Source organism: Amaricoccus sp., from assembly GCF_017995835.1.
GTDB lineage: Bacteria > Pseudomonadota > Alphaproteobacteria > Rhodobacterales > Rhodobacteraceae > Amaricoccus.
Window position 1 is genome coordinate 1 of the sequence record NZ_JAGOID010000060.1, and the last position, 19,745, is coordinate 19,745.

The window sequence follows — 19,745 nt, forward strand, 5'->3', positions numbered from 1 at the left end:
TCCGGCACGCCGCCAACATCGCGCGACTGCGCGACGGCTCGGAGCCGCGGATCGGGCGGCGATGAACCGGCTGCGTCCGGATGCATCGAACGGACTGGTCGACGCCGGCGCGACGGCATAGCATCAGCCCCGTGTCCGCCCTGCCCTCCTCCTTCGACGCCGACCTCGCCGCCCTCGCCTGGCAGGTCGAGCTTGGCGCCGACGAGGCGATCTGCGAGGAGCCGGTCGATCGGTTCGCGGTCGCGCAGGCGGCGGAGCCCGCCGCGCCGCGTCCGGCGGCCGCCCCGCCTCCGACCCGGAGTTCGCCGCCGCCCCCCCGCCCGGCCGTCGCGCCGGCAGGCGAGACCGCCGCGGCCGCGGCGATCGCCGCCGCCTGCCCGGACCTGCCGGCCCTGAAGGCGGCGATGGCGGCCTACGAGGGCTGCACGCTGAAGCGCGGCGCGAGGACCCTCGTCTTCGCCGACGGCGATCCGCGGGCCCGGGTGATGCTGGTGGGCGAGGCGCCCGGCCGCGAGGAGGACATGGCGGGCCTGCCCTTCGTCGGGCGCTCCGGCCAGCTCCTCGACCGGATGCTGGCGGCGATCGGGCTGGCCCGCACGGGCGACGACCCGGCGCGGACCGTCTACATCACCAACGTCCTTCCCTGGCGCCCCCCGGCGAACCGCGAGCCCTCGTCGGACGAGGTGGCGATGATGCGGCCGTTCCTGATGCGCCACATCGCATTGAAGGCGCCGCAGGTGCTGGTCACGCTCGGCGCGCCGGCGACGCGAACGGTGCTGTCGACGACGACGGGCATAAACCGGATGCATGGGATATGGGCCGGGCTCGACGGGCTGCCGGTGCTGCCGATGCTCCACCCCGCGGCGCTGCTGCGGGCGCCGGAACGCAAGCGCGAAGCGTGGGCGGACCTGCTGACCCTCGCCGCCCGGCTGGATGGAGACGACCGTGCCCGGAATTGACCCTACCCGCCCCTTCCTGCCCGTGGCCATCGCGGTGCTGACCGTCTCGGACACGCGTTCGGCCGCCGAGGACCGCTCCGGCGACGTCCTGGTGGAGCGGTTGACCGAAGCGGGTCACCGGCTGGCCGACCGCGCGCTCGTCCGCGACGAGCAGGCCGACATCGAGGCGCAACTGCGGGCGTGGATCGCCGACCCGGAGATCGACGTGATCATCTCGACCGGCGGCACGGGCCTGACCGGGCGGGACGTGACGGTCGAGGCGCACGAGGCGGTCTACGAGAAGGCGATCCCGGCCTTCGGCACGCTTTTCACCATGATCTCGCACGGCAAGATCGGGACGTCGGCGATCCAGAGCCGCGCCTGCGCCGGGGTGGCGGGCGGCGCCTACCTTTTCGCGCTGCCGGGCTCGCCGGGGGCCTGCCGCGACGCGTGGGACGAGATCCTCGCCGCGCAGCTCGACTATCGGCACGGCCCCTGCAACTTCGTCGAGATCCTGCCTCGGCTCGAGGAGCACTTGCGCCGGAAGTGACCGGTTACGCTTTGGCAATCCCCGGTCGCGACAGTGCGGGCGCGGCCCCGGCGGCGGGGCGGATCGGCAGGCGAGGCGCGAACATGCTCTGGCTGACGGCGGCGGCGGCGGGCCTGTTCCTCTGGGCGGCGGCGAGCGACGTGGCGACGCGGCGCATCCCGAACCGCCTTACCGCCGCACTGGCGCTCGTCGGTCTCGTCCGCCTCGCGGCCGATCTCGCCGCGGGCGGCGGCTGGACCGACCCCGCGCTCGATCTCGCGGCGGCGGCGGCGGTCCTCGTCCTCGGGGCGGCGGGATTCGCGGCCGGCGTCCTCGGGGGCGGCGACGTGAAGCTGGCGGCGGCGGCGGCGCTCTGGCTCGGCGCGGGCGCGCTCGCGCCGTTCCTCATGGTCAGCGCGCTGGCCGGCGGCCTTCTCGCGCTCGCCTATCTTGCCCTCGGCATCCTGCGCCGCGGCTCGGAGCGACCCCTCCCGTCGCTCCCCTACGGCGTCGCGCTCGCCGCCGGCGGCCTCGTCGCGACGCTCCATCTCGGATAGCGCGCCGGCGGCGCCGGGCCGGATCAGGCGAGGGCGTCGAGGAAGCGCACGCCGGCGACGCCCGCGCCGCGGTAGCAGACCGCGACGTCGTGGCTGGAGCCGTCGTCGACGCTCAACCGGAAGAGATCGGGGATCATCAGCGCCGCCGGGGCGCGCAGCCGGGCGCCGCCATCGGAGACGTCGAGAACCACGCAGTCGATCGCCCCGTATCCGTTGCGAAACACGATCCGCCCCCGGCGCAGGACCCGCCTGCGTTCCGATCGCCGTCGCTCGTCGAGCATATCCGTCATCCCGCGGGCCACCCTGCGCCCCACGCGCGAGACTATCCGATGGCGGCGCGGGCGCAATCGCGGCGTTGTCAAAGGGTTAACCACGCCGCAGGCGCGCGCGCACGCGCGCCCCGTGTCGCTGGCCCGCTCGCCGGTCTCGCGCGGCCGCGCGTCATCGGCTAACAATGCCCGGCGCAGACAGTGGCGATCGAAAGGCTCCCGTCATGAAGGTCATCATCCTCGGCAGCGGCGTGATCGGGACGACGAGCGCCTGGTATCTGGTGCAGGCCGGCCATGAGGTCGTCGTGCTCGATCGCCAGCCCGGCCCGGCTCTGGAGACGAGCTTCGCCAACGCCGGACAGGTCTCGCCCGGCTACGCCTCGCCCTGGGCGGCGCCGGGCATCCCGGTCAAGGCGATCCGCTGGTTGTTCCAGCGGCACAGCCCGCTCTTCATCCGGCCGAGCCTCGATCCCGCCTTCTGGCGCTTCGGCCTCGCCATGCTGCGCAACTGCACGGCAGCTGCCTACGCGGTGAACAAGAGCCGCATGGTCCCGCTCGCCGAGTACAGCCGCGACCAGCTCGTCGCGCTGCGCGCCGAGACCGGAATCGCCTATGACGAGCGGACCCGGGGCACGCTCCAGGTCTTCCGCACGCAGAAGCTGCTCGACGGCTCGGCCAAGGATGTCGCGGTCCTCGCCGAGCTCGGCGTTGCGCATGAGGTTCTCGACGTCGAGGGCTGCCTGCGCGCCGAGCCCGCGCTCGCCCGCGTGCGGGAGAAGTTCGTCGGCGGCCTGCGCCTGCCCGGCGACGAGACCGGCGACTGCTTCTTGTTCACGAATGCGCTGCGCGACCTCGCGGCCGCCCGTGGCGTCGAGTTCCGCTACGACGTCACGGTCACGGGTCTGCGCGTCGAGGGCGACCGCGTCGCCGGCGTCGCCACCACGGCGGGGACCGTCGCCGGCGACGCCTGCGTCGTCGCCCTCGGCAGCTACTCGCCGCTGTTCCTCAGGCCCCATGGCGTCGACCTGCCGGTCTACCCGGTCAAGGGATACTCGCTCACCGTGCGGGTCTCCGATCCGGAGGCGGCGCCGGTCTCGACCGTGATGGATGAGTACTACAAGGTCGCGATCACCCGGCTCGGCGACCGCATCCGCGTCGGCGGCATGGCCGAGCTCGACGGATACTCACCGGCGCTGCATCCGCGACGCCGCGCCACGCTCGAGCACGTGGTCGGCAGCCTCTACCCCGACGGCGGCGACCCGCGGGCCGGCAGCTTCTGGGCCGGCCACCGGCCGATGACGCCCGACGGCCCGCCGGTCATCGGCCGGGCGAAATACGCGAACCTCTGGCTCAACACCGGCCACGGCACGCTCGGCTGGACGATGGCCTGCGGCTCGGGGCGGCTCTTGGCCGATCTCGTCTCCGGCCATGCCCCCGCGATCGACGCCCGTCCCCTCGGGCTCGAACGCTACCGCGCCTCCGCCCGTGCGCTCGCGCCCGCTGCTGCCGCCCCGCCTGAACGCGCCTGAAACCGGGGCAAGGCGGCGTGAAAGCCGCTTGCCCGGGCGAGGCGGGGCAAGCGGCGGAAAAGGCGTGATTTTCTCTGGCTGGAACGCGGCTGGAATCGGGCTGGAATCGGGCTTGCCACCTTTTCAGGATTCGCCAAGGCTTCGGCCCGAGTCCGGCGCCCGGGGCGTTGGCGTCAGTCCCTGCGGACGTCCTTTCGCATGGCGGCGAGCAGGTCGTGGAACCGGTCGCCCTGAATGACGACGTGGCCGCGCATCGCCTCGGCGGCGGCGAGGTCGTCGCCGGCGCGGATCGCCGCCACCACCGCTTCGTGTTCGGCGAAGGAGCGGGCCATGCGGTTACGCACCTGCAACTGCATCCGCCGGTAGGGCTGCAACGCCGCATGCAGCCGCGAGGCCTCGCCCGCCAGGAAGGCGTTGTGGGTCGCCCGGTAGATGCAGGCGTGAAACCCGGAATTCGCGGCGTAGTAGGCGTCGATGTCGCCCGCTTCGGCGAGGCGCTGGCAGTCCTCGTGCGCGGCTTCCAGCTCGGCCATCTCCGGGTCGGTGATGCGGCGCGCCGCGAGCCGCGCGCACATCGCCTCGAGCTCGGCCATCACCTCGAAGCGCTCGGCCAGTTCCTCGACGCTCCATTCGGAGACGAAGGTGCCTCGCTTGGCGGCGACGCGCACGAGGCCCGAGGCCTCCAGCTGTTGCAGCGCCTCCCGGATCGGGGTCCGCGAGCAGTCGAACTCGCGCGCCAGCGCCTCGGGATCGAGTCGCGCGCCCGGGGCGTAGCGACCGTCGACGATCGCATTCTCCAGCGCCTCCCTGATCCTGACCACGTTCGATACCGTGCTCATCCTCACGCACTCCGGACTGCAAGCCCCTCATTCATATAGGAGGGTGGGGGCTGCATCCATAGGTTAGTTTGTTATATACAACATCACCACATCTGCGTATATGACTCGGAGAATGGCATGGGAGGGGATTCGGGGCTGACGGCTCGGGTTCCTTCGGCGGCCCTCCGCGGAGGGCATCAAGAAACGAAGCCAAGGAGGAACGGATGACTCCCCAACTGATCTCTATCTACGCCCTCGTCGCCATGTTCGTGGTGGCGACGATCTGGCCCATCAACATGGGCGTTCTCGCCTTCGTCGGCGCCTTCCTGGTCGGCACGCTCTTCGCCGGCCTGCAAGCCGCCGACATCATCGACGGCTTTCCCGGGGGGCTGTTCCTGACCCTCGTCGGCATCACCTGGCTGTTCGCGCTGGCGCAGAACAACGGCACCATCGACTGGCTGGTGCGCCTCGCGGTCAAGGCGGTGAAGGGACAGATCGCCGCCATTCCGTGGATCATGTTCGGCATCTCGGCGCTCCTGACCTCGGTCGGCGCGGTGAGCCCGGGCGCCGTGGCGATCATCGCCCCGATCGCGCTCGGCTTCGCGTTCCGCTACCAGATCTCGCCGATGCTCATGGGCCTGATGGTGGTCCACGGCGCGCAGGCCGGCGGCTTCTCGCCGATCTCCATCTACGGCGGCATCACCAACGGCGTGGTGGCGCAGGCGGGCCTTCCGCTCAGCCCGATGACCACCTTCGCCGCCAGCTTCTTCGTCAACGCGTCGGTTGCGCTGCTGCTGTTCATGGTCCTCGGCGGCCGCCAGCTGCTGAAGGCGCCGTCGGTGGCGGCGGCCAAGGTCACCGTCCCGCACATCGAGATCGCGAAACCGGCGACCGGCCCGCAGATCTTCGGCGACAGCGAGGCCGAAGCCCTCAGCCGCCAGATCAGCGAGGAGGCCGGCGTCGACCCCAACCGTCTGACCGCCGACCCGGAGAAGGACTCCCCCGACGGCAACCTCTACCAGATCGTCACGCTCGCCGGCCTCGCGCTGCTCGCGATCCTCGTTCTCGCCTTCAAGCTCGACATCGGCTTCGTGGCGATCACGATCGGCCTCGTGCTCGCGCTCTGGGCGCCGGACATGCAGAAGCGCGCCATGTCGCAGGTCGCCTGGCCCGAGATCATGCTGATCACCGGCGTCTCGACCTATGTCGCGGTGCTCGAGCACATGGGCACCATCGACTTCGTCGGCGACAGCGTCGCCGGCCTCGGCTCGCCGCTCCTCGCCGCGCTGCTGCTCTGCCTCATCGGCGCCGTGGTCTCGGCCTTCGCCTCCTCGACGGCAGTGCTCGGTTCGCTGATCCCGCTCGCCGTGCCCTTCCTGCAAGCCGGAACCGGCGTCAGCGCCATCGGCTTCATCGCCGCCATGGCGGTCGCCTCGACCATCGTCGACGTCAGCCCGTTCTCGACCAATGGCGCGCTGGTTCTCGCGAACGCCCAGGGCGTCGACCGGCAGGCCTTCTTCCGCCGGCTGCTCGGCTACGGCGCGGCCGTCACCGTCATCGCTCCGGTGGTGGTCTGGCTCCTCTTCGTCGTGGTGCCGGGATGAGCCCCCGGCAGGCCGCGACGGCCCTTTTCGATCCCAAGGAGATGCCCGTGAGCAAGTCGCCCCAAGCCCCGCGCGAGAGCCGGTCCGCCTTCCTCGGCGACCTGCTCGACACGCTGACCGAGCGTGGCAGGTCCCTGCTCCGCCGCCGGGACCAGCCCGGCCCGGCCCCGACGCCCGACCTCGCGACGCTCGGAGACCTGCTCCTGTCCCGGCGCGGCGAAGCCTCGGGCGTCGCTCTCGCCCGGGCGCTGCTGGCCGCCTTCGACGCCGCCGGGCCGGACGAGCGGTTCGCCTTCCTGCGGACGCTGGCCGACCGGTTCGGCCCGGATCGGGCCGCCGTCGAGACGGCGATCGAGGCGATGCGCCGGGAGGGCGCCGGCATCGAGGCGGTGGAGGCGCTGCACGCCGCCGCCGAGCCGCGGCGGCAGGAACTGATGCGGCGGCTGAACCTCGCGCCCGGCGGCACCGCGGCGCTGGTCCGGATGCGCGAGGAGCTGCTGAAGCACCTCCGCGGGCATCCCGAACTCCGGCGCGTCGATGCGGATTTCGCCCATCTCTTCGGGTCGTGGTTCAACCGCGGCTTCCTCGTGCTCCGGCATATCGACTGGACGACCCCGGCGAACATCCTCGCGAGGATCATCCGCTACGAGGCCGTCCATGCGATCGGCACATGGGACGACCTGCGCAACCGGCTCGAACCCGCCGACCGGCGCTGCTACGGCTTCTTCCACCCGCAGCTGGTCGACGAGCCGCTGATCTTCGTCGAGGTGGCATTGACCGAGGCGATCCCCGACAGCGTCGCGCCGCTGCTCGACCTCGGGCGGAGCCCGATCGAGGCGGACCAGGCGACCACGGCGGTCTTCTATTCGATCTCCAACACCCAGCGCGGCCTCGCGGGGGTCTCCTTCGGCAACTTCCTGATCAAGCAGGTGGTCGAGGACCTGAAGGCCGAACTTCCGAACGTCCGCACCTTCGTCACCCTCTCGCCGGCGCCGGGCTTCGCCGCCTGGCTGGCGCGCGAGCGCGCCAACCCCGACTCCGAGGCGCTCGACGAGGCGACGCGCGCCGCGCTGCTGCCGCTCGACACGCCGGGCTGGCATCTGGATCCGGTTGTCGCCGAGGCGGTGCGCGAGGCGCTGCTTCCGGTGGCCGCGCACTACTTCCTGAAGGCCCGAACCGCGGACGGCCGTCCGGCCGACCCGGTCGCGCGCTTCCATCTCGGCAACGGCGCCCGGCTCGAGCGACTGAACTTCCTCGGCGACACCTCGCCGAACGGCCTTCGGCAGTCGCACGGCCTGATGGTGAACTATCTCTATGCGCTCGACGAAATCGAGAAGAACCACGAGGCTCTCGCCGAGAAGGGCGTGATCGCCGCATCCGGCGCGGTGCGCAAGGCCCTGCACGGCAAGCCTGCCGGCGGACCGGCTGCGTGACCCGTGGCCCCGTGACATCATCCAGACATATCCAAGGGGAACGCCAGATGAACGCCAATCTCTTCGACATCCTCGCCCGCAACATCGCCGACCCCGACAAGGTCGCGATCGAGACGGCCTCGGGCGAGCGGATCTCCTACGGCGATCTCGTCGCCCGGACAGGCCGGATGGCCAATGCGCTGGCCGGCCTCGGGGTGAAGCCCGGGGACCGGGTGGCGGCGCAGGTCGAGAAGTCGGTCGAGGCGATCGTGCTCTATCTCGGCACGGCGCGCGCCGGCGGGGTCTTCCTGCCGCTGAACACCGGCTACACGCCGGCCGAGATCGACTACTTCGTCGGCGACGCCGAGCCGGCGGTCTTCGTCTGCGATCCGTCGCGGCGCGACGCGCTCCAGGCCGCCGCCGACCGGGCGGGCGCGCGGCTCGTCACCCTCGACGCGCAGGGCCGGGGAACGCTGAGCGATGCGGCCGACGCCGCGCCCGCGGCCTTCGAGACCGTGCAGCGCGACGAGGACGACCTCGCGGCGCTCCTCTACACCTCGGGCACGACGGGGCGATCCAAGGGCGCGATGCTGACGCATGGCAACCTCGTCTCGAACACGCTGGCCCTGATCGAGACCTGGCGGTTCACGTCGTCGGACGTGCTGATCCACGCCCTGCCGATCTTCCACACCCACGGGCTCTTCGTCGCCACCAACGTGACGCTGTTCTCCGGCGCCGCGATGATCTTCCTGCCGAAGTACGACGCCGGCCGGATCCTCGGGCTGATGGACCGGGCGAGCGTGCTGATGGGCGTGCCGACCTTCTACGTGCGCTTGCTCGAAGAGCCCGGGCTGACGCCGGCGGCGACGGCGCGGATGCGGCTCTTCGTCTCCGGTTCGGCGCCGCTCCTCGCCGAGACGCACCGGGCATGGCGGGCGCGGACCGGGCACGCGATCCTCGAGCGCTACGGCATGACCGAGACGAACATGAACACCTCGAACCCCTATGACGGCGAGCGCGTCGCCGGCACCGTCGGCAAGCCGCTGCCGGGGGTCGAGCTGGTCGTCACCGACCCGGAGACCGGCGAGGCGCTGGACCGGGGCGCGATCGGCATGATCGAGGTGCGCGGGCCGAACGTGTTCAAGGGCTACTGGCGGATGCCGGAAAAGACCGCGGCCGAGTTGCGCGAGACCGGGTTCTTCATCACCGGCGACCTCGGGCGCATCGACGAGAACGGCTATGTCCACATCGTCGGCCGGGGCAAGGATCTGATCATCACCGGCGGCTACAACGTCTATCCCAAGGAGGTGGAGGCGGAGCTCGACGAGATCCCCGGCGTCTTCGAATCGGCGGTGATCGGGGTTCCGCACCGCGACTTCGGCGAGGGTGTGACGGCGGTGGTCGTCCCGACCGGTGAGGTCGAGCTGACCGAGGCGGCGGTTCTTGCGCGGCTCGAGGAGCGCCTCGCGAAGTTCAAGCTGCCGAAGCGGGTGCTCTTTGCCGACGAGCTGCCCCGCAACACCATGGGCAAGGTCCAGAAGAACGTGCTGCGCGAGCGGCACGGCGGGCTCTACGAGAGCTGACCAGCGATTCTTCCCCGTCAGCCGCGGCGCGCGGGCAACGACCCGTCACGGCGCGCCGGGCGCGGGGCCCTGCCGGACCGCGTCCCACGCCGCGAGGATGGCGTCGGCGGCGAGGTCCGCGTCCTCGGGCGCGGCGCCGCCGGAGATCACCGAGATCCGCATGACCCAGGCGTCGCGCCAGCGCGCGCCGCCGACGAACAGGCGCCCGGACGCGACCGCGACGTCGATCACCGCCTGCGTCCAGGCGTCGCGCTCCGCGAGCGGCGCGTCCTCGGCGCCGAACGCCACGATCACCTGATTGAGCACGACGTCGTTCAGAACCCGCACGTCATCGCGCTCCGCCAGCCGCTCGGCGATGCGGCGCGCCGCCGCGCAGTGGCGTTCCACCATCTCACGCACGCCGCTGCGGCCGAGCGCCTTCAGGAGCGCCCAGGTCGGCAGGCCGCGCGCCCGCCGCGACAGCTCGGGCACGAGCGCCGAGGGGACGCGGTCGCCGCTCTGGAACACCGGGAGATAGGTCGACCAGGTGGTCATGGCCCGCATGTGCGCCTCGGGGTCGCGGACGATGGCGTAGCCGGCATCGAACGGAGTTTGCAGCCACTTGTGGCCGTCCGTAGCCCAGGACTGGGCGTCTTCGATACCCGCGGTCAAGGGCCTGAGCGCCTCGCTGGCGCGCGCCCAGAGGCCGAAGGCGGCGTCGACATGCAGCCAGGCGCCGTTCTCGCCGGCGATCTCGACCAGCGCGGGAAAGGGATCGAAGGCGCCGGTGTTGATCTGGCCGGCCTGCGCGATGACGATCTTCGGTCCGGTCCGGGCGGCCGCCTCTCCGGCCAGGGTGCGGGCGTCCATGCGCCCCTGGCCGTCGGTGGCGATGCGGATCACCCGGTTGTGGCCGAGCCCGAGATACTGGAGCGCCGAGAACACCGAGGCGTGCGCGTCGGCGCCGATGAAGACGTGGATCTCGGGCGCGCCGAACAGCCCGTCGGCGTCCGGATCCCAGCCGTGGTCGCGCAGGGTCTGGCCGCGCGCCGCGGCCAGCGCCACCATGTTGCCGACGGTTGCGCCGGTGACGAAGCCGACCGAGGCCTCGCGCGGCAGGTCGAGGATGTCGAGCAGCCAGCCGGCGGCAACCGCCTCGACCGCCGCCGTGGTCGGGGTCGGGCTGTGGTAGCCGGTGTTCTGGCCCCATGCGGCGGCGAGCCAGTCGGCGGCGACGCCCACGGGGTGCGAGCCGCCGAGCACCCAGCCGAAGAAGCGCGGATGGCCCATCTGCATCAGGCCGGGGTCGCCCGTCTCGGCCAGTTCTCGGATGACGGCGCGCCCGTCGGTTCCCACCTCGGGGAGCGGCTCCGTGAACGCCTCGCACATCTCCCGGTAACCGCGAGCCGGAGCCACCGGGCGGTCCGCCAGCGTTTCGCGGTAGGCAAGAGCGCGGCGGAACGCCTCCTCCAGCGCGTCGGTGGCTTTCGGCATGGCGTCCCCCGGTCCCGGCCCGGCAGAGCATAGCACGGACGGGCCGGCGCGGGAGGTCGACCCCCGCGGACCCGCGCGGACCCGTGTTCCCGATGAGCGTGAGCCTCACAGCCGCCCCTCCACCCAATTCGCCACGATCAGCCCCGGCACACTGTCCACCGCCCGTTCCGCGTCCCTCGCCGGATCCAGCCGCTTCTTCAGCCTGACCTGCGGCACCAGAAGAAGGATAGGCGCCGCGGTTAGCCCGCGGCCGGTCTTCGAGCGCGACGCCACGGCGCAGCCCTTGGCATTCAGCGGCGAGGCCAAGGGTTTCGAGATCGAGTGGTTTGGTTCTGCTATCGTACCGCTCGTGTTCCGTTAACGCTTCCTCAGTGCTCTGCGGAAAATTCCTTGTTATCCAACACGATAGTTCGGGCTCTCCCGGGTGATCTCCACGTCGTGGACGTGGCTCTCAGGGTCTGCTACCGCCTTGTTTTAGATCGGAAACGTAGACGAGCCGAATCTGCTGCGAATCTGCCTCGCCAAGGCGAAGGTCCGTTTTGCAGTGCTTCTGGATTTCCGGCCACCACTGTTCGTTGAGGACCTTGGCGACCTCGTAGAGCGGGCCGAGCTTTTCCCGACGGTAGATCTCGGAGGTTGGTGACCGAGGGTCCAGCAGCTTCCGCTTCTCGCTCTCGTCAAAGAGTTCGGCGTGACCGAGCAGCATCGAGCGTGCCTGCGCGCTCACCCGCTCGAACAGGAAATCGCCGAGCGTGTGCCGGATCGAATACCAGGTCACCAGATGAGCGTCGGCGAGCTCGGCCTTTGCGCGTATCCTCCGCATGGTCTGCGAGCGCGTCTTCTTGGTGACCCCCTCGCTGCGATAGAGGAGGATGTGAGGGTCGGCGACATGACGAGCGAGCCGCTCGCGGAAGACCCACCAAAGCGGGCCCGATATCGGCGCCATCGGCCGGCCCTTCGCCGTTTGAGCGGAGCCAGAAGGCAGGAGGTCAAAAATGCCGGCTTGCAGGTAGATCCGATCCGTCGTCAGATCGGTGATGGCTCCGATCCGCGACGCACACCCGCATTCGATCAGCAGTTCGTCGAGGTTGTGGCCGGCGACGTCGATCATCCTGCCGATTTCATCGAACCCGACATATCGGCCCTTTGGCTCTCGGTCTTTCGGAGGAAGGAACCCGGGCACTTTGATGCGATCGATTTTCGGCACGCCATCGATTAGCTGCTTGTCGATCGCCCGGTTCACCGCGCGCCGCGCGGTGTTGACGATCTCGTCGATGGTGTCTGGGTGGAGCCTACCCTTCGACGTCTTGACGCCTTCCTTCCAAGGCTTGCCATGCTTGAGGAGCTCGTTACGGAGCTTCTTTAGTTCATTCTCGATGGCCGAGCAGCGGAAGGACCCCAGCCTGTCGCGATAGTAGTTGGCCCACCGGCTACGGAGAAGGACCTGCCGCTCGATGGTGGTATGCTCGGCTCGAAACGCTTCCCAACCTGGCCAGATCTCCCCGAAGGGAGGATCCTTGCGGTTGCTGATGTAGACGACCGGCGAGATTACTTCCGCGACGACATCGAGGGCCTCTTCACGGGCCGAGACAAGATCGCGAGCCTCAAGGACGCGGGAACACTGCTTTCCGAGCTCGGACCACCGGACCTTGAACTTCCGTGGCTCGACGTCCTCCTTGACGTAGAGCTGGAACTTGTCCCAGCCGGCGACGCTCTCGATGCTTCGCCATCCAGAGGTATTTCTTTCAAGCTTGCGCAAATCTCCGCCCCTTCGGAATCTTTTGCTTCCCGGCGAATGAGATACTCACGTACCCTTGATCGCAGGTAAAGAGGCGTGCCGCCCTCTATGGTAAACGGCGGCTTGTCAGTCACGGGAATCGACTTATCCAAGCGGCGATGACGGAGGTAGCTCTCCGACTTGCGAAGGTAGGCGGCGGCTTCTGCCTCGCTCATCACCTCATCGCACCCACAGCACATGATCAACCCCGACATCAGCTACGGGGAGGACCTGCGTCCAACGTCGGAGGGGCAGAAAATCTCAGAGGTCCGGTTCGGCGTAGATCTCCCTCACCGCCCAAAGCCGGTGCCGGCAGTCCTCGCCGGCATCCCAGAGATCGACCACATAGTCGGCGAGGGCGCGCTGAGTCTCGATCGGATGCCCTGCCCGCGCCGGCGCGCAGGTCAGCATGTCGGCCGGCGACGCGGCGACGACAGGCCGGTCCTCGCCTGGAAGCGGGCGGCTTCCTGGTAGTCGGCGACGACGGCTTCAGGCGGGTGATCTCGTGGTTGGCCGACGACCTTGAGGCGCCGCGCGAGCGGCTGAGGACCCTGCCCAACGACGGCGGGGGGCTGGAGCGGACCGAAGGTCGCGCATTGGATCGCGGCGCGGCTGGGGCTAATGCAGATGCACCCGCCGGGAGGCTCTCCGACCGCATCATGCTGCACGAGGCGGGGCTCACCGCCGACTTCGGGGGCCTTCCGTGCGAGGGTAGCCGAGCGAAGCACTGTCCGTGCCCCGTTGCCGAGGAAGGCTTGCCGGAATCGCCTCGGTTGCGATGAGCGGATTGATGTCCGACGAGAAGGTGGCCCGGCGCGAGCTCGGGCCAAGTGACTGGGGTCTGTACGTCAAGGTATTCCCGGTCATGCCGCGACCAAGCGTGATTGGCGTGGAGGCGACATCCACGAATAAGCTTGGCGCCTCCGCGATCCCCCTCGTGCCGGAATTCCGCGTACGCGTTTGCACCGCGCGCTTATAAGGCCGGGCCGAGACAACACGAAGGGCCGACCTCGACGATGGAGCGGCATCGGCGTTCAGGGCGGATCACTACGCTGCTTCCGATCAACGGTAGCCGACCCCGGCGATGTAGTCTGCGAGCGCCTGCTCTTCGAGCTCTTCCCTCGCGAGGATCGCACGCATGACATCGCGCACGTCGAGGATGCCGATCGGCTTGGCGGCCCCGTCGAGGACGGGCAGGTTCTGGAGCCTGCGGGCTGTCATCTCCTTCCAGACCGCGCGGATGTCATCGCCCGGTCGGCAGGAAAAGAGATCCTGTGTCATCAGCCCGGCCGCGCCTGCTTTCGCCGAGCCAGACCGCGCGAGGTGGCGCACCAGATCGGACTTGCTGATCACCCCGACCGCCGTTCCTCGGGGTTCGCGGACGATGACGAGACCGGCATCGCCGGTCGCGAGCGTTTCTGCCGCGGCGCGCACGCTGGCGCCGGTCTCGATGGTGCGGAGGCGACTCTCGGTCATGGCCGCCAGGCTGTCGATGTGCATGATCGTCTCCCTTCCAGGTGGTGGGGCGGCACTTTGCTGGTGCCGCTCGCCGGGGGTCGGTCAGCGGCTACTGGGCCGCGATCTTCCGGGCCGCGGTGCGGCGGTACCACTCCTCGAGGCCGGCGTGCGCGAGCCGCGCGCCGGGGCCCGGCACGAGCGTGTCGTCGCCGAGCAGGTAGCCGAAGTAGCGCGCCTCCGGGCTGGGGACGACGCGGCGGGGATCGCCGGTGAGCGCGAGATAGCGCGCGACGATGTCGCTCATCCGCGCCCGTTCGGGGCCGGCGATCTCGACGACGCCGTTCGCAGGCGCAGCGAGGGCGATCCCGGCCATCGCCTCGGCGACGTCGTCGGAGGCGATCGGCTGCACGTGACCCGTGGAAACGCGGACCACCTCGCCGTCGGCGGCCTCCTGGGCGATGGCGCCGAGGAAGTCGAGGAACTGGGTCGAGTGGACGATGGTGTAGGGGATGCCGGAGGCGCGGATCAGCGCCTCCTGCACCATCTTGCCGCGGAAGTAGCCGCTGTCGCCGAGCCGCTCGGTGCCGACGACCGAGAGCGCGACGTGGTGCTTCACGCCGGCCACCTTCTCGGCGGCGAGAAGGTTGCGCCCCGCCGTCTCGAAGAAGGCGACGGCGGCCGCCTCGTCGAAGGACGGCGAGTTGGCGAGGTCGATCACCACGTTGGCGCCGGCGAGCGCCGCGGCCAGCCCTTCGCCGAAAAGTGTGTTGACGCCCGAACTCGGCGCGGCGGCAAGCACGTCGTGCCCCCGGGCTCGCAGGCGCTCCACGGTCTTCGAGCCGATCAGCCCGGTTCCACCGATGACCACGAGTCTCATTTCGACCTCCCTGCGATCCTGTGGAGCTTCATTTCCGCGGCCGTGGTGGCTGTGTGGGTCACGTCCGACGCGGCTTCCTCGATGAGCGCCGCGACTTCGCCCGCGTGCGAGACCATCAGCGCGTGGGAGGCGCCGTCGATGACCACGGCCTTCCGCGCCTGCATCCGCTCGGCCATGAAGGCCATGACGGCGGCCGGGATGTTGCGGTCCTCGCTGCCGTAGATCACATAGGACGGGATCGACTTCCACGCCGGAATGCCCGACGGCTCGGTCAGCGCCGCCTCGGTGACCGGGCGCTGCGTCGCCGCCATCAGGCTGGCGGTCCCGGCCGGGACGTCGGCCGCGAACTGCGCGTGGAACTTCTCGGGCCGGATGTAGAGATCGGTCCCGCCGTCCGGCAGGGCGACCGGCGTCAGCGCCTCGCCGAGCGTGCTGCCGGGGAACTGCGCCGAGAGCGTCAGGCTCGATTCGCCGGTGTCCGGCGCGAAGCCGGCGACGTAGACCAGCGCCTTGATGTTGTCCTGGCCGTTGGCCGCCTCGGTAATGACCGGGCCGCCGTAGGAATGGCCGACGAGGACGACCTCGCCGGGGATCGCGCGGACGACGGAGGCGACGCTCGCGGCGTCGCTCGCCACACCGCGCAGCGGGTTGGCGGCGGCGATGGCGTGGTAGCCGTCGCGGCCGAGCTCGGCGATCACGCCGTTCCAGCTCGAGGATTCGGAGAAGGCGCCGTGGACGAGCACGATCGTCGGCTTGTCGCCGGCGATCGCGGCACCCGAGGCGGCAAGCGCCGCGACGAGCGCGAGGGCTCCGGTTGTCTGCATGGTCTTTCTCCTGTTCGGGGCCATGATCGGCCACGGGGAGAAGCTGCCGGCGGGGGGCCTGCCGCGCCATTCTGCCGGGGAACAGGTCGGCCAATACCAAAGGTGCAGGTCGGCCTCGCTGCCCGTCGGGGAGGAGCACGCCCGCGGATGGCGGGAACGGTGCCGTGCGACAGACTGCGCGACCCCGGGTCCAGATAGGCGGAAGACGGCGCGGCCGGCGATCTGGAGGCGGAGCGATGCTCCAGCCACAGCAACCAGCAACGGAGACCCGAACCCATGTCCCCCAACTCCACCAGCGCGCTGGCGGCGCGCGATCTGTCCGCCGCACCCGCCCCCGTCCTCGAGCCCGCCACGCAGGCGTTCGTCGACGGACTGGCCGGCACGCCGCCGATCTACACCCTCGCCCCCGACGCCGCGCGCGCCCTCCTGTCGGACGCGCAGAGGTCCGTCCAGGTGCCGCTGCCGGAGGTCACGATCAAGGACGTCGAGCTGCCGGTCGGACCCGACGGGCGCACACGCATCCGTGCCGTGCGGCCCGCCGGCGCCACCGGCGTCCTGCCAGTGATCGTCTACATCCATGGCGGCGGCTGGGTGCTCGGCGACAAGGACACCCACGACCGGCTGGTCCGCGAGCTCGCGGCCGGCGCGCAGGCGGCGGTGGTCTTCGTCGATTACGACCGTTCGCCCGAGGCGCGGTTCCCGGCCGCGATCGAGCAGGCCTACGCGGTGACCGCCCACGTGGCGGCAAACGCGGCGCGGCTCGGCGTCGACGCCGGCCGGCTGGTCGTCGCCGGCGACAGCGTCGGCGGGAACATGGCGGCCGTCGTGGCGCTGATGGCTAAGGAGCGGAAGGGCCCGGCGATCCTGGCGCAGCTCCTCTTCTATCCGGTCACCGACGCCGCGATGACGTCGGCCTCCTACAAGGAGTTCGCAGACGGCCCGTGGCTCACCCGGGCCGGCATGGCCTGGTTCTGGGACCAGTACCTGCCCGACGCCTCGAAGCGGGGCGACGTGCGTGCCTCGCCGGTCAACGCGACCGTCGAGCAGCTCGCCGGCTTGCCGCGGACGCTCCTCATCGTCGACGAGAACGACGTCCTGCGCGACGAGGGCGAGGCCTACGGCCGCAAGCTGGCACAGGCGGGGGTCGAGGTGACCTCGATCCGCTGCAACGGCACCGTCCACGACTTCATGATGCTGAACGCCCTCGCCCGGACGCCCGCGGCGCGGGCGGCCATCGGCCAGTCGATCGGCTACCTGCGCAAGGCCTTCGGCTGACGCAGGCCCGGCGGCGACGGCTGCCCGTCGCCGCCATCCCCGTCAATGCACCGCCGCCGGCCGGCCCGCCTCGCGCAGCGGTGCCGGCAGGGCGACCCAGGCGCGGATCAGCTCGCCGAGCGACCGCGCGCCCATCTTGCGCATGGCGTTGCCGCGGTGCAGCTTCACCGTCACCTCGCTGATGCCGAGATCGAAGGCGATCTGCTTGTTGAGCCGGCCGTGCGCCACCTCCTGCAGCACCTCGCGCTCGCGGGGCGTCATCGTGGCGAGGCGCTCGACGGTGCGGCGGACGACCGCGGCCTCACGGCGGCGGGTGGCGTCCAGCGCGATCCCGGCGGCGACGGCGTCGAGCAGGGTCTGGTCGCGGACCGGCTTGGTCAGGAAGTCGACGGCGCCGGCCCGCATCGCCTGCACGGTCATCGGGATGTCGCCATGCCCGGTCAGGAAGACGATGGGCTTGCCGTTGCCGCTCTCGGCGAGGCGGTGTTGGAGGTCGAGGCCGCTCGCGCCCGGCATCCGCACGTCGAGAACGAGGCAGCCGGGGCGGTCCAGCAGGCCCGCGTCGAGCAGGTCTCGGGTCGAAGCGAAGGCCGCGGGCGTGAAGCCGGCCGAGAGCAGGAGTTCCGACAGCCCCTCGCGGACGCCTGCGTCGTCGTCGCAGATCAGGACCAGCGGCCGGTCGGGCTCGGGCTCCGGCGGCCTCCGCCCATGCATCGGTTCAGCTCTCATGCTCATCCTCCCTTCTGCTGCTTCCCAGGGCCTTGCCGACGGTGGCGAGCAGGGCGCCGGCGTCGAACGGCTTGGCGAAGAGGACGCCACCCCCGCGGGCGCGCTCCCGGTCGGCGATCTCCTGGCGGCCGGTGATCAGGAAGACCGGTAGCTCCGGACGGGCGGCGCGCACCAACTCGCGGAGCTCGAGGCCGTCCATCCCCGGCATGCCGATGTCGGTGATGAGGAGGTCGAGACCGCCGAGGCCGCCGCGAAGCAGCGCGCCGGCGGACGGATAGCCGCGGGCCGCATAGCCGGCCGACTCGAGCAGGTCCCCGAGCGAGTCGAGGAGCCTCGGGTCGTCGTCGACCACGGCCACGACCGGGCGGGTGTCGCGCATGGCTCAGCCCCCCGTCCGGCGCACGGGCGGGACGCCGAGGCGCCCGGCGATGCGGACGAGGTCGGCGAGCGAGGCCGCCGCCATCTTCCGCATGACGTTGCGGCGGTGGATCTCGAGCGTCACCTCGCTGATCCCGAGGAAGGCCGCGGCCTGCTTGTTCAGGAGCCCGCCGACGACGAGCGGAAGCACCTCGCGCTCGCGGGGGGTGAGCGTGGCATAGCGGTGGCGTAGCCTGGCGAGCGCGCCCCGGTCGGCCCGCTCCGCCCGGTCGCGGGCGATCGCGGCGCCGATCGCCGCCATCAGCTCGGCCTCGCCGCACGGCTTGGTCAGGAAGTCGGCTGCACCCCGCTTGATCGCGCGCACCGAGGAGGGGATGTCGCCGTGGCCGGTGAGAAAGACGATCGGCGGGTGATCGCGCCCGGCGATCTCGGCCTGCAGCTCGAGCCCGCTCATGTCCGGGAGCTCGACGTCGAGGATCAGGCCCGCCGGCAGGTCGGGCTTGGTCGCGGCCATGTACGCGCCGGCCGAGGCGAAGGCTTCGGCGCGCATCCCGTGCGAGGCCAGCAGCTCGGTCAGCGCTTCGCGGAGGCGCTCGTCGTCGTCGACGATGAAGACGATATGGTCGTCGCGGGTCATGCCTGCGCCTCGGGCGCGATCGGCAGGGTGAAGACGAAGGTCGCGCCGTGCGGAGCGGCGGCCTCGGCCCGGAGCTTGCCGCCATGCGCCTCCACGATCGAGCGGCAGATCGCGAGCCCCATGCCCATCCCCTGCGCCCTCGTGGTGAAGAACGGCTGGAACACCCGGTCGGGCTCGGCGATGCCGGGGCCGCTGTCGCTGACCTCGACCCGGACCGCGCCGTCCGCCACCCGCGCGCGGATGCGCAGGCGGCGCTCGCCGGCGGTCCCCTCCATCGCCTCGAGAGCGTCCCGGATGAGGTTGACCAGCACCTGCTGGATCTGCACCCGGTCGAGCGGGATGGCCGGCAGTGTGGCGTCGGCCTCGACCTCGACCCGGACGCAGGCTCTCGACGCCGCCTCAGCGGTGAGCGCGCGCGCCTCGGCGATGACGGCGCCGAGCGCGGCCGGCGCGTGCGCCTTCGGGGCACGGCGGAAGAGGGCGCGGACCCGGCTCACCACCTCGGCCGCCGAGTTGGCGTCGCGGACGATGCGCTCGGCGGTCAGCTGCGCGCGGGCGACGTTCGGCGGCTCGGCCGACAGCCAGCGGTGGCAGGCGTGCGAGTTGGCGACGATCGCGGCCAGGGGCTGGTTGACCTCGTGGGCGATCGCGGCCGAGAGTTCGGCGAGGCTCGCCGCCTGCGCGGCGCGGGCGAGCTCGTCGCGGGAAAGCCGCAGCGCCTCCTCGGCCTGCACCTGGTCGTCGATGTCGTGGCAGAGGCCATACCATTGCAGGATGCGCCCGTCCTCGTCGCGGAGCGGCGCGGCTCGGCTCGACATCCAGCGCCAGGCGCCGTCGGCGCGCCGCAGGCGATAGCGCATGGCGAAGCCCTCGCCGGTGGCGAGGCTCCGCCGCAGCGCCGCGGTCAGCGTCGCGGCGTCGCCGGGGTGGACCGCGGCGGCGACCAGCGCGTCGAGCCGGGTCAGGCCGGGACGGGCGGTGTCGGCGACGCCGAAGCCGAGGAAGTCTACCATGCGGCGGTTGTAGAAGACCGGCTCGCCATCGGGGGTGAGCCGCCAGAGGTGGCTCGGCACCAGGT

General features: G+C 71.0%; 20 protein-coding genes and 1 pseudogene. 8 read left to right on the forward strand and 13 right to left on the reverse strand.

All coding sequences use genetic code 11. The annotated features are described in order from the left end of the window. Positions 1 to 131: 131 nt before the first annotated feature. From KBA23_RS10485 to KBA23_RS10495, 3 genes are all read left to right on the forward strand, one after another. Positions 132 to 959, forward strand: coding sequence for a uracil-DNA glycosylase (locus tag KBA23_RS10485; RefSeq protein WP_290740445.1), 828 nt, complete (start codon positions 132 to 134; stop codon positions 957 to 959). Further along, a complete protein-coding gene (gene moaB, locus KBA23_RS10490; RefSeq protein WP_290740448.1) occupies positions 946 to 1,488 on the forward strand; it encodes a molybdenum cofactor biosynthesis protein B in 543 nt (180 codons plus the stop codon). The genes KBA23_RS10485 and moaB overlap by 14 nt, the downstream gene beginning before the upstream one ends. A gap of 83 nt (positions 1,489 to 1,571) precedes the next feature. Further along, entirely contained in the window at positions 1,572 to 2,024 is a 453-nt protein-coding gene (locus KBA23_RS10495; RefSeq protein ID WP_290740450.1) for a prepilin peptidase, read from the forward strand. Positions 2,025 to 2,047: 23 nt separating this feature from the next. Here KBA23_RS10495 and KBA23_RS10500 read toward each other — a convergent pair whose 3' ends face one another. Then, on the reverse strand, positions 2,048 to 2,314 hold the full coding sequence (locus KBA23_RS10500) for a PilZ domain-containing protein (protein ID WP_366935308.1): 267 nt from the start codon (positions 2,312 to 2,314) through the stop codon (positions 2,048 to 2,050). 203 nt (positions 2,315 to 2,517) lie between these two features. Between KBA23_RS10500 and KBA23_RS10505 the strand changes: the two genes are divergently transcribed. After that, positions 2,518 to 3,822: a D-amino acid dehydrogenase gene (locus KBA23_RS10505; protein ID WP_290740456.1), complete on the forward strand. Its 1,305-nt coding sequence runs from the start codon at positions 2,518 to 2,520 to the stop codon at positions 3,820 to 3,822. 173 nt (positions 3,823 to 3,995) lie between these two features. Here KBA23_RS10505 and KBA23_RS10510 read toward each other — a convergent pair whose 3' ends face one another. Continuing rightward, positions 3,996 to 4,661 carry a GntR family transcriptional regulator gene (locus tag KBA23_RS10510; protein WP_290740460.1) on the reverse strand — a complete coding sequence of 222 codons (666 nt, stop codon included), beginning with the start codon at positions 4,659 to 4,661 and terminating at the stop codon, positions 3,996 to 3,998. Between the two features lie 203 nt (positions 4,662 to 4,864). On the opposite strand from KBA23_RS10510, the gene KBA23_RS10515 reads away from it, so the two are divergent. Genes KBA23_RS10515 through KBA23_RS10525 form a run of 3 tightly spaced genes read left to right on the forward strand, consistent with a single transcriptional unit; the run spans position 4,865 to position 9,239 of the window. After that, complete coding sequence (locus tag KBA23_RS10515; protein ID WP_290740464.1) at positions 4,865 to 6,244, forward strand: SLC13 family permease; 1,380 nt, start codon at positions 4,865 to 4,867, stop codon at positions 6,242 to 6,244. A 47-nt stretch (positions 6,245 to 6,291) separates the two neighbouring features. Continuing rightward, positions 6,292 to 7,677, forward strand: coding sequence for a malonyl-CoA decarboxylase (locus KBA23_RS10520; RefSeq protein ID WP_290740467.1), 1,386 nt, complete (start codon positions 6,292 to 6,294; stop codon positions 7,675 to 7,677). 47 nt (positions 7,678 to 7,724) lie between these two features. After that, positions 7,725 to 9,239: a malonyl-CoA synthase gene (locus KBA23_RS10525; RefSeq protein ID WP_290740469.1), complete on the forward strand. Its 1,515-nt coding sequence runs from the start codon at positions 7,725 to 7,727 to the stop codon at positions 9,237 to 9,239. Positions 9,240 to 9,284: 45 nt separating this feature from the next. Here KBA23_RS10525 and KBA23_RS10530 read toward each other — a convergent pair whose 3' ends face one another. The 7 genes and pseudogenes from KBA23_RS10530 to KBA23_RS10560 form a co-directional block, all read right to left on the reverse strand. Beyond that, positions 9,285 to 10,712, reverse strand: coding sequence for a pyridoxal-dependent decarboxylase (locus tag KBA23_RS10530; RefSeq protein ID WP_290740472.1), 1,428 nt, complete (start codon positions 10,710 to 10,712; stop codon positions 9,285 to 9,287). Between the two features lie 105 nt (positions 10,713 to 10,817). Continuing rightward, positions 10,818 to 11,006 (reverse strand): annotated as a pseudogene (locus tag KBA23_RS10535) (DUF6441 family protein); the annotation flags it as partial. A gap of 157 nt (positions 11,007 to 11,163) precedes the next feature. Then, complete coding sequence (locus KBA23_RS10540) at positions 11,164 to 12,471, reverse strand: hypothetical protein (protein WP_290740475.1); 1,308 nt, start codon at positions 12,469 to 12,471, stop codon at positions 11,164 to 11,166. Between the two features lie 279 nt (positions 12,472 to 12,750). Further along, positions 12,751 to 12,900, reverse strand: a complete 150-nt coding sequence (locus KBA23_RS10545) for a hypothetical protein (protein ID WP_290740477.1) — start codon at positions 12,898 to 12,900, stop codon at positions 12,751 to 12,753. 651 nt (positions 12,901 to 13,551) lie between these two features. Then, a complete protein-coding gene (locus KBA23_RS10550; RefSeq protein WP_290740480.1) occupies positions 13,552 to 13,989 on the reverse strand; it encodes a CBS domain-containing protein in 438 nt (145 codons plus the stop codon). Between the two features lie 67 nt (positions 13,990 to 14,056). After that, positions 14,057 to 14,824 carry an SDR family oxidoreductase gene (locus KBA23_RS10555; protein WP_290740482.1) on the reverse strand — a complete coding sequence of 256 codons (768 nt, stop codon included), beginning with the start codon at positions 14,822 to 14,824 and terminating at the stop codon, positions 14,057 to 14,059. Continuing rightward, complete coding sequence (locus tag KBA23_RS10560; protein ID WP_290740485.1) at positions 14,821 to 15,648, reverse strand: alpha/beta hydrolase; 828 nt, start codon at positions 15,646 to 15,648, stop codon at positions 14,821 to 14,823. The genes KBA23_RS10555 and KBA23_RS10560 overlap by 4 nt, the downstream gene beginning before the upstream one ends. Before the next feature lie 276 nt (positions 15,649 to 15,924). Between KBA23_RS10560 and KBA23_RS10565 the strand changes: the two genes are divergently transcribed. Continuing rightward, on the forward strand, positions 15,925 to 16,923 hold the full coding sequence (locus tag KBA23_RS10565) for an alpha/beta hydrolase (RefSeq protein ID WP_290740488.1): 999 nt from the start codon (positions 15,925 to 15,927) through the stop codon (positions 16,921 to 16,923). 42 nt (positions 16,924 to 16,965) lie between these two features. On the opposite strand, the gene KBA23_RS10570 is transcribed toward KBA23_RS10565, so the two are convergent. From KBA23_RS10570 to KBA23_RS10585, 4 genes are all read right to left on the reverse strand, one after another. After that, positions 16,966 to 17,652: a response regulator transcription factor gene (locus KBA23_RS10570; RefSeq protein WP_290740491.1), complete on the reverse strand. Its 687-nt coding sequence runs from the start codon at positions 17,650 to 17,652 to the stop codon at positions 16,966 to 16,968. Beyond that, complete coding sequence (locus KBA23_RS10575) at positions 17,642 to 18,031, reverse strand: response regulator (RefSeq protein ID WP_290740494.1); 390 nt, start codon at positions 18,029 to 18,031, stop codon at positions 17,642 to 17,644. The genes KBA23_RS10570 and KBA23_RS10575 overlap by 11 nt, the downstream gene beginning before the upstream one ends. Positions 18,032 to 18,034: 3 nt before the next feature. Further along, positions 18,035 to 18,667: a response regulator gene (locus KBA23_RS10580; protein WP_290740497.1), complete on the reverse strand. Its 633-nt coding sequence runs from the start codon at positions 18,665 to 18,667 to the stop codon at positions 18,035 to 18,037. Then, on the reverse strand, positions 18,664 to 19,745 hold a 1,082-nt coding region (locus tag KBA23_RS10585; RefSeq protein WP_290740500.1), incomplete at its 5' end, for an ATP-binding protein. The genes KBA23_RS10580 and KBA23_RS10585, both read right to left, overlap by 4 nt.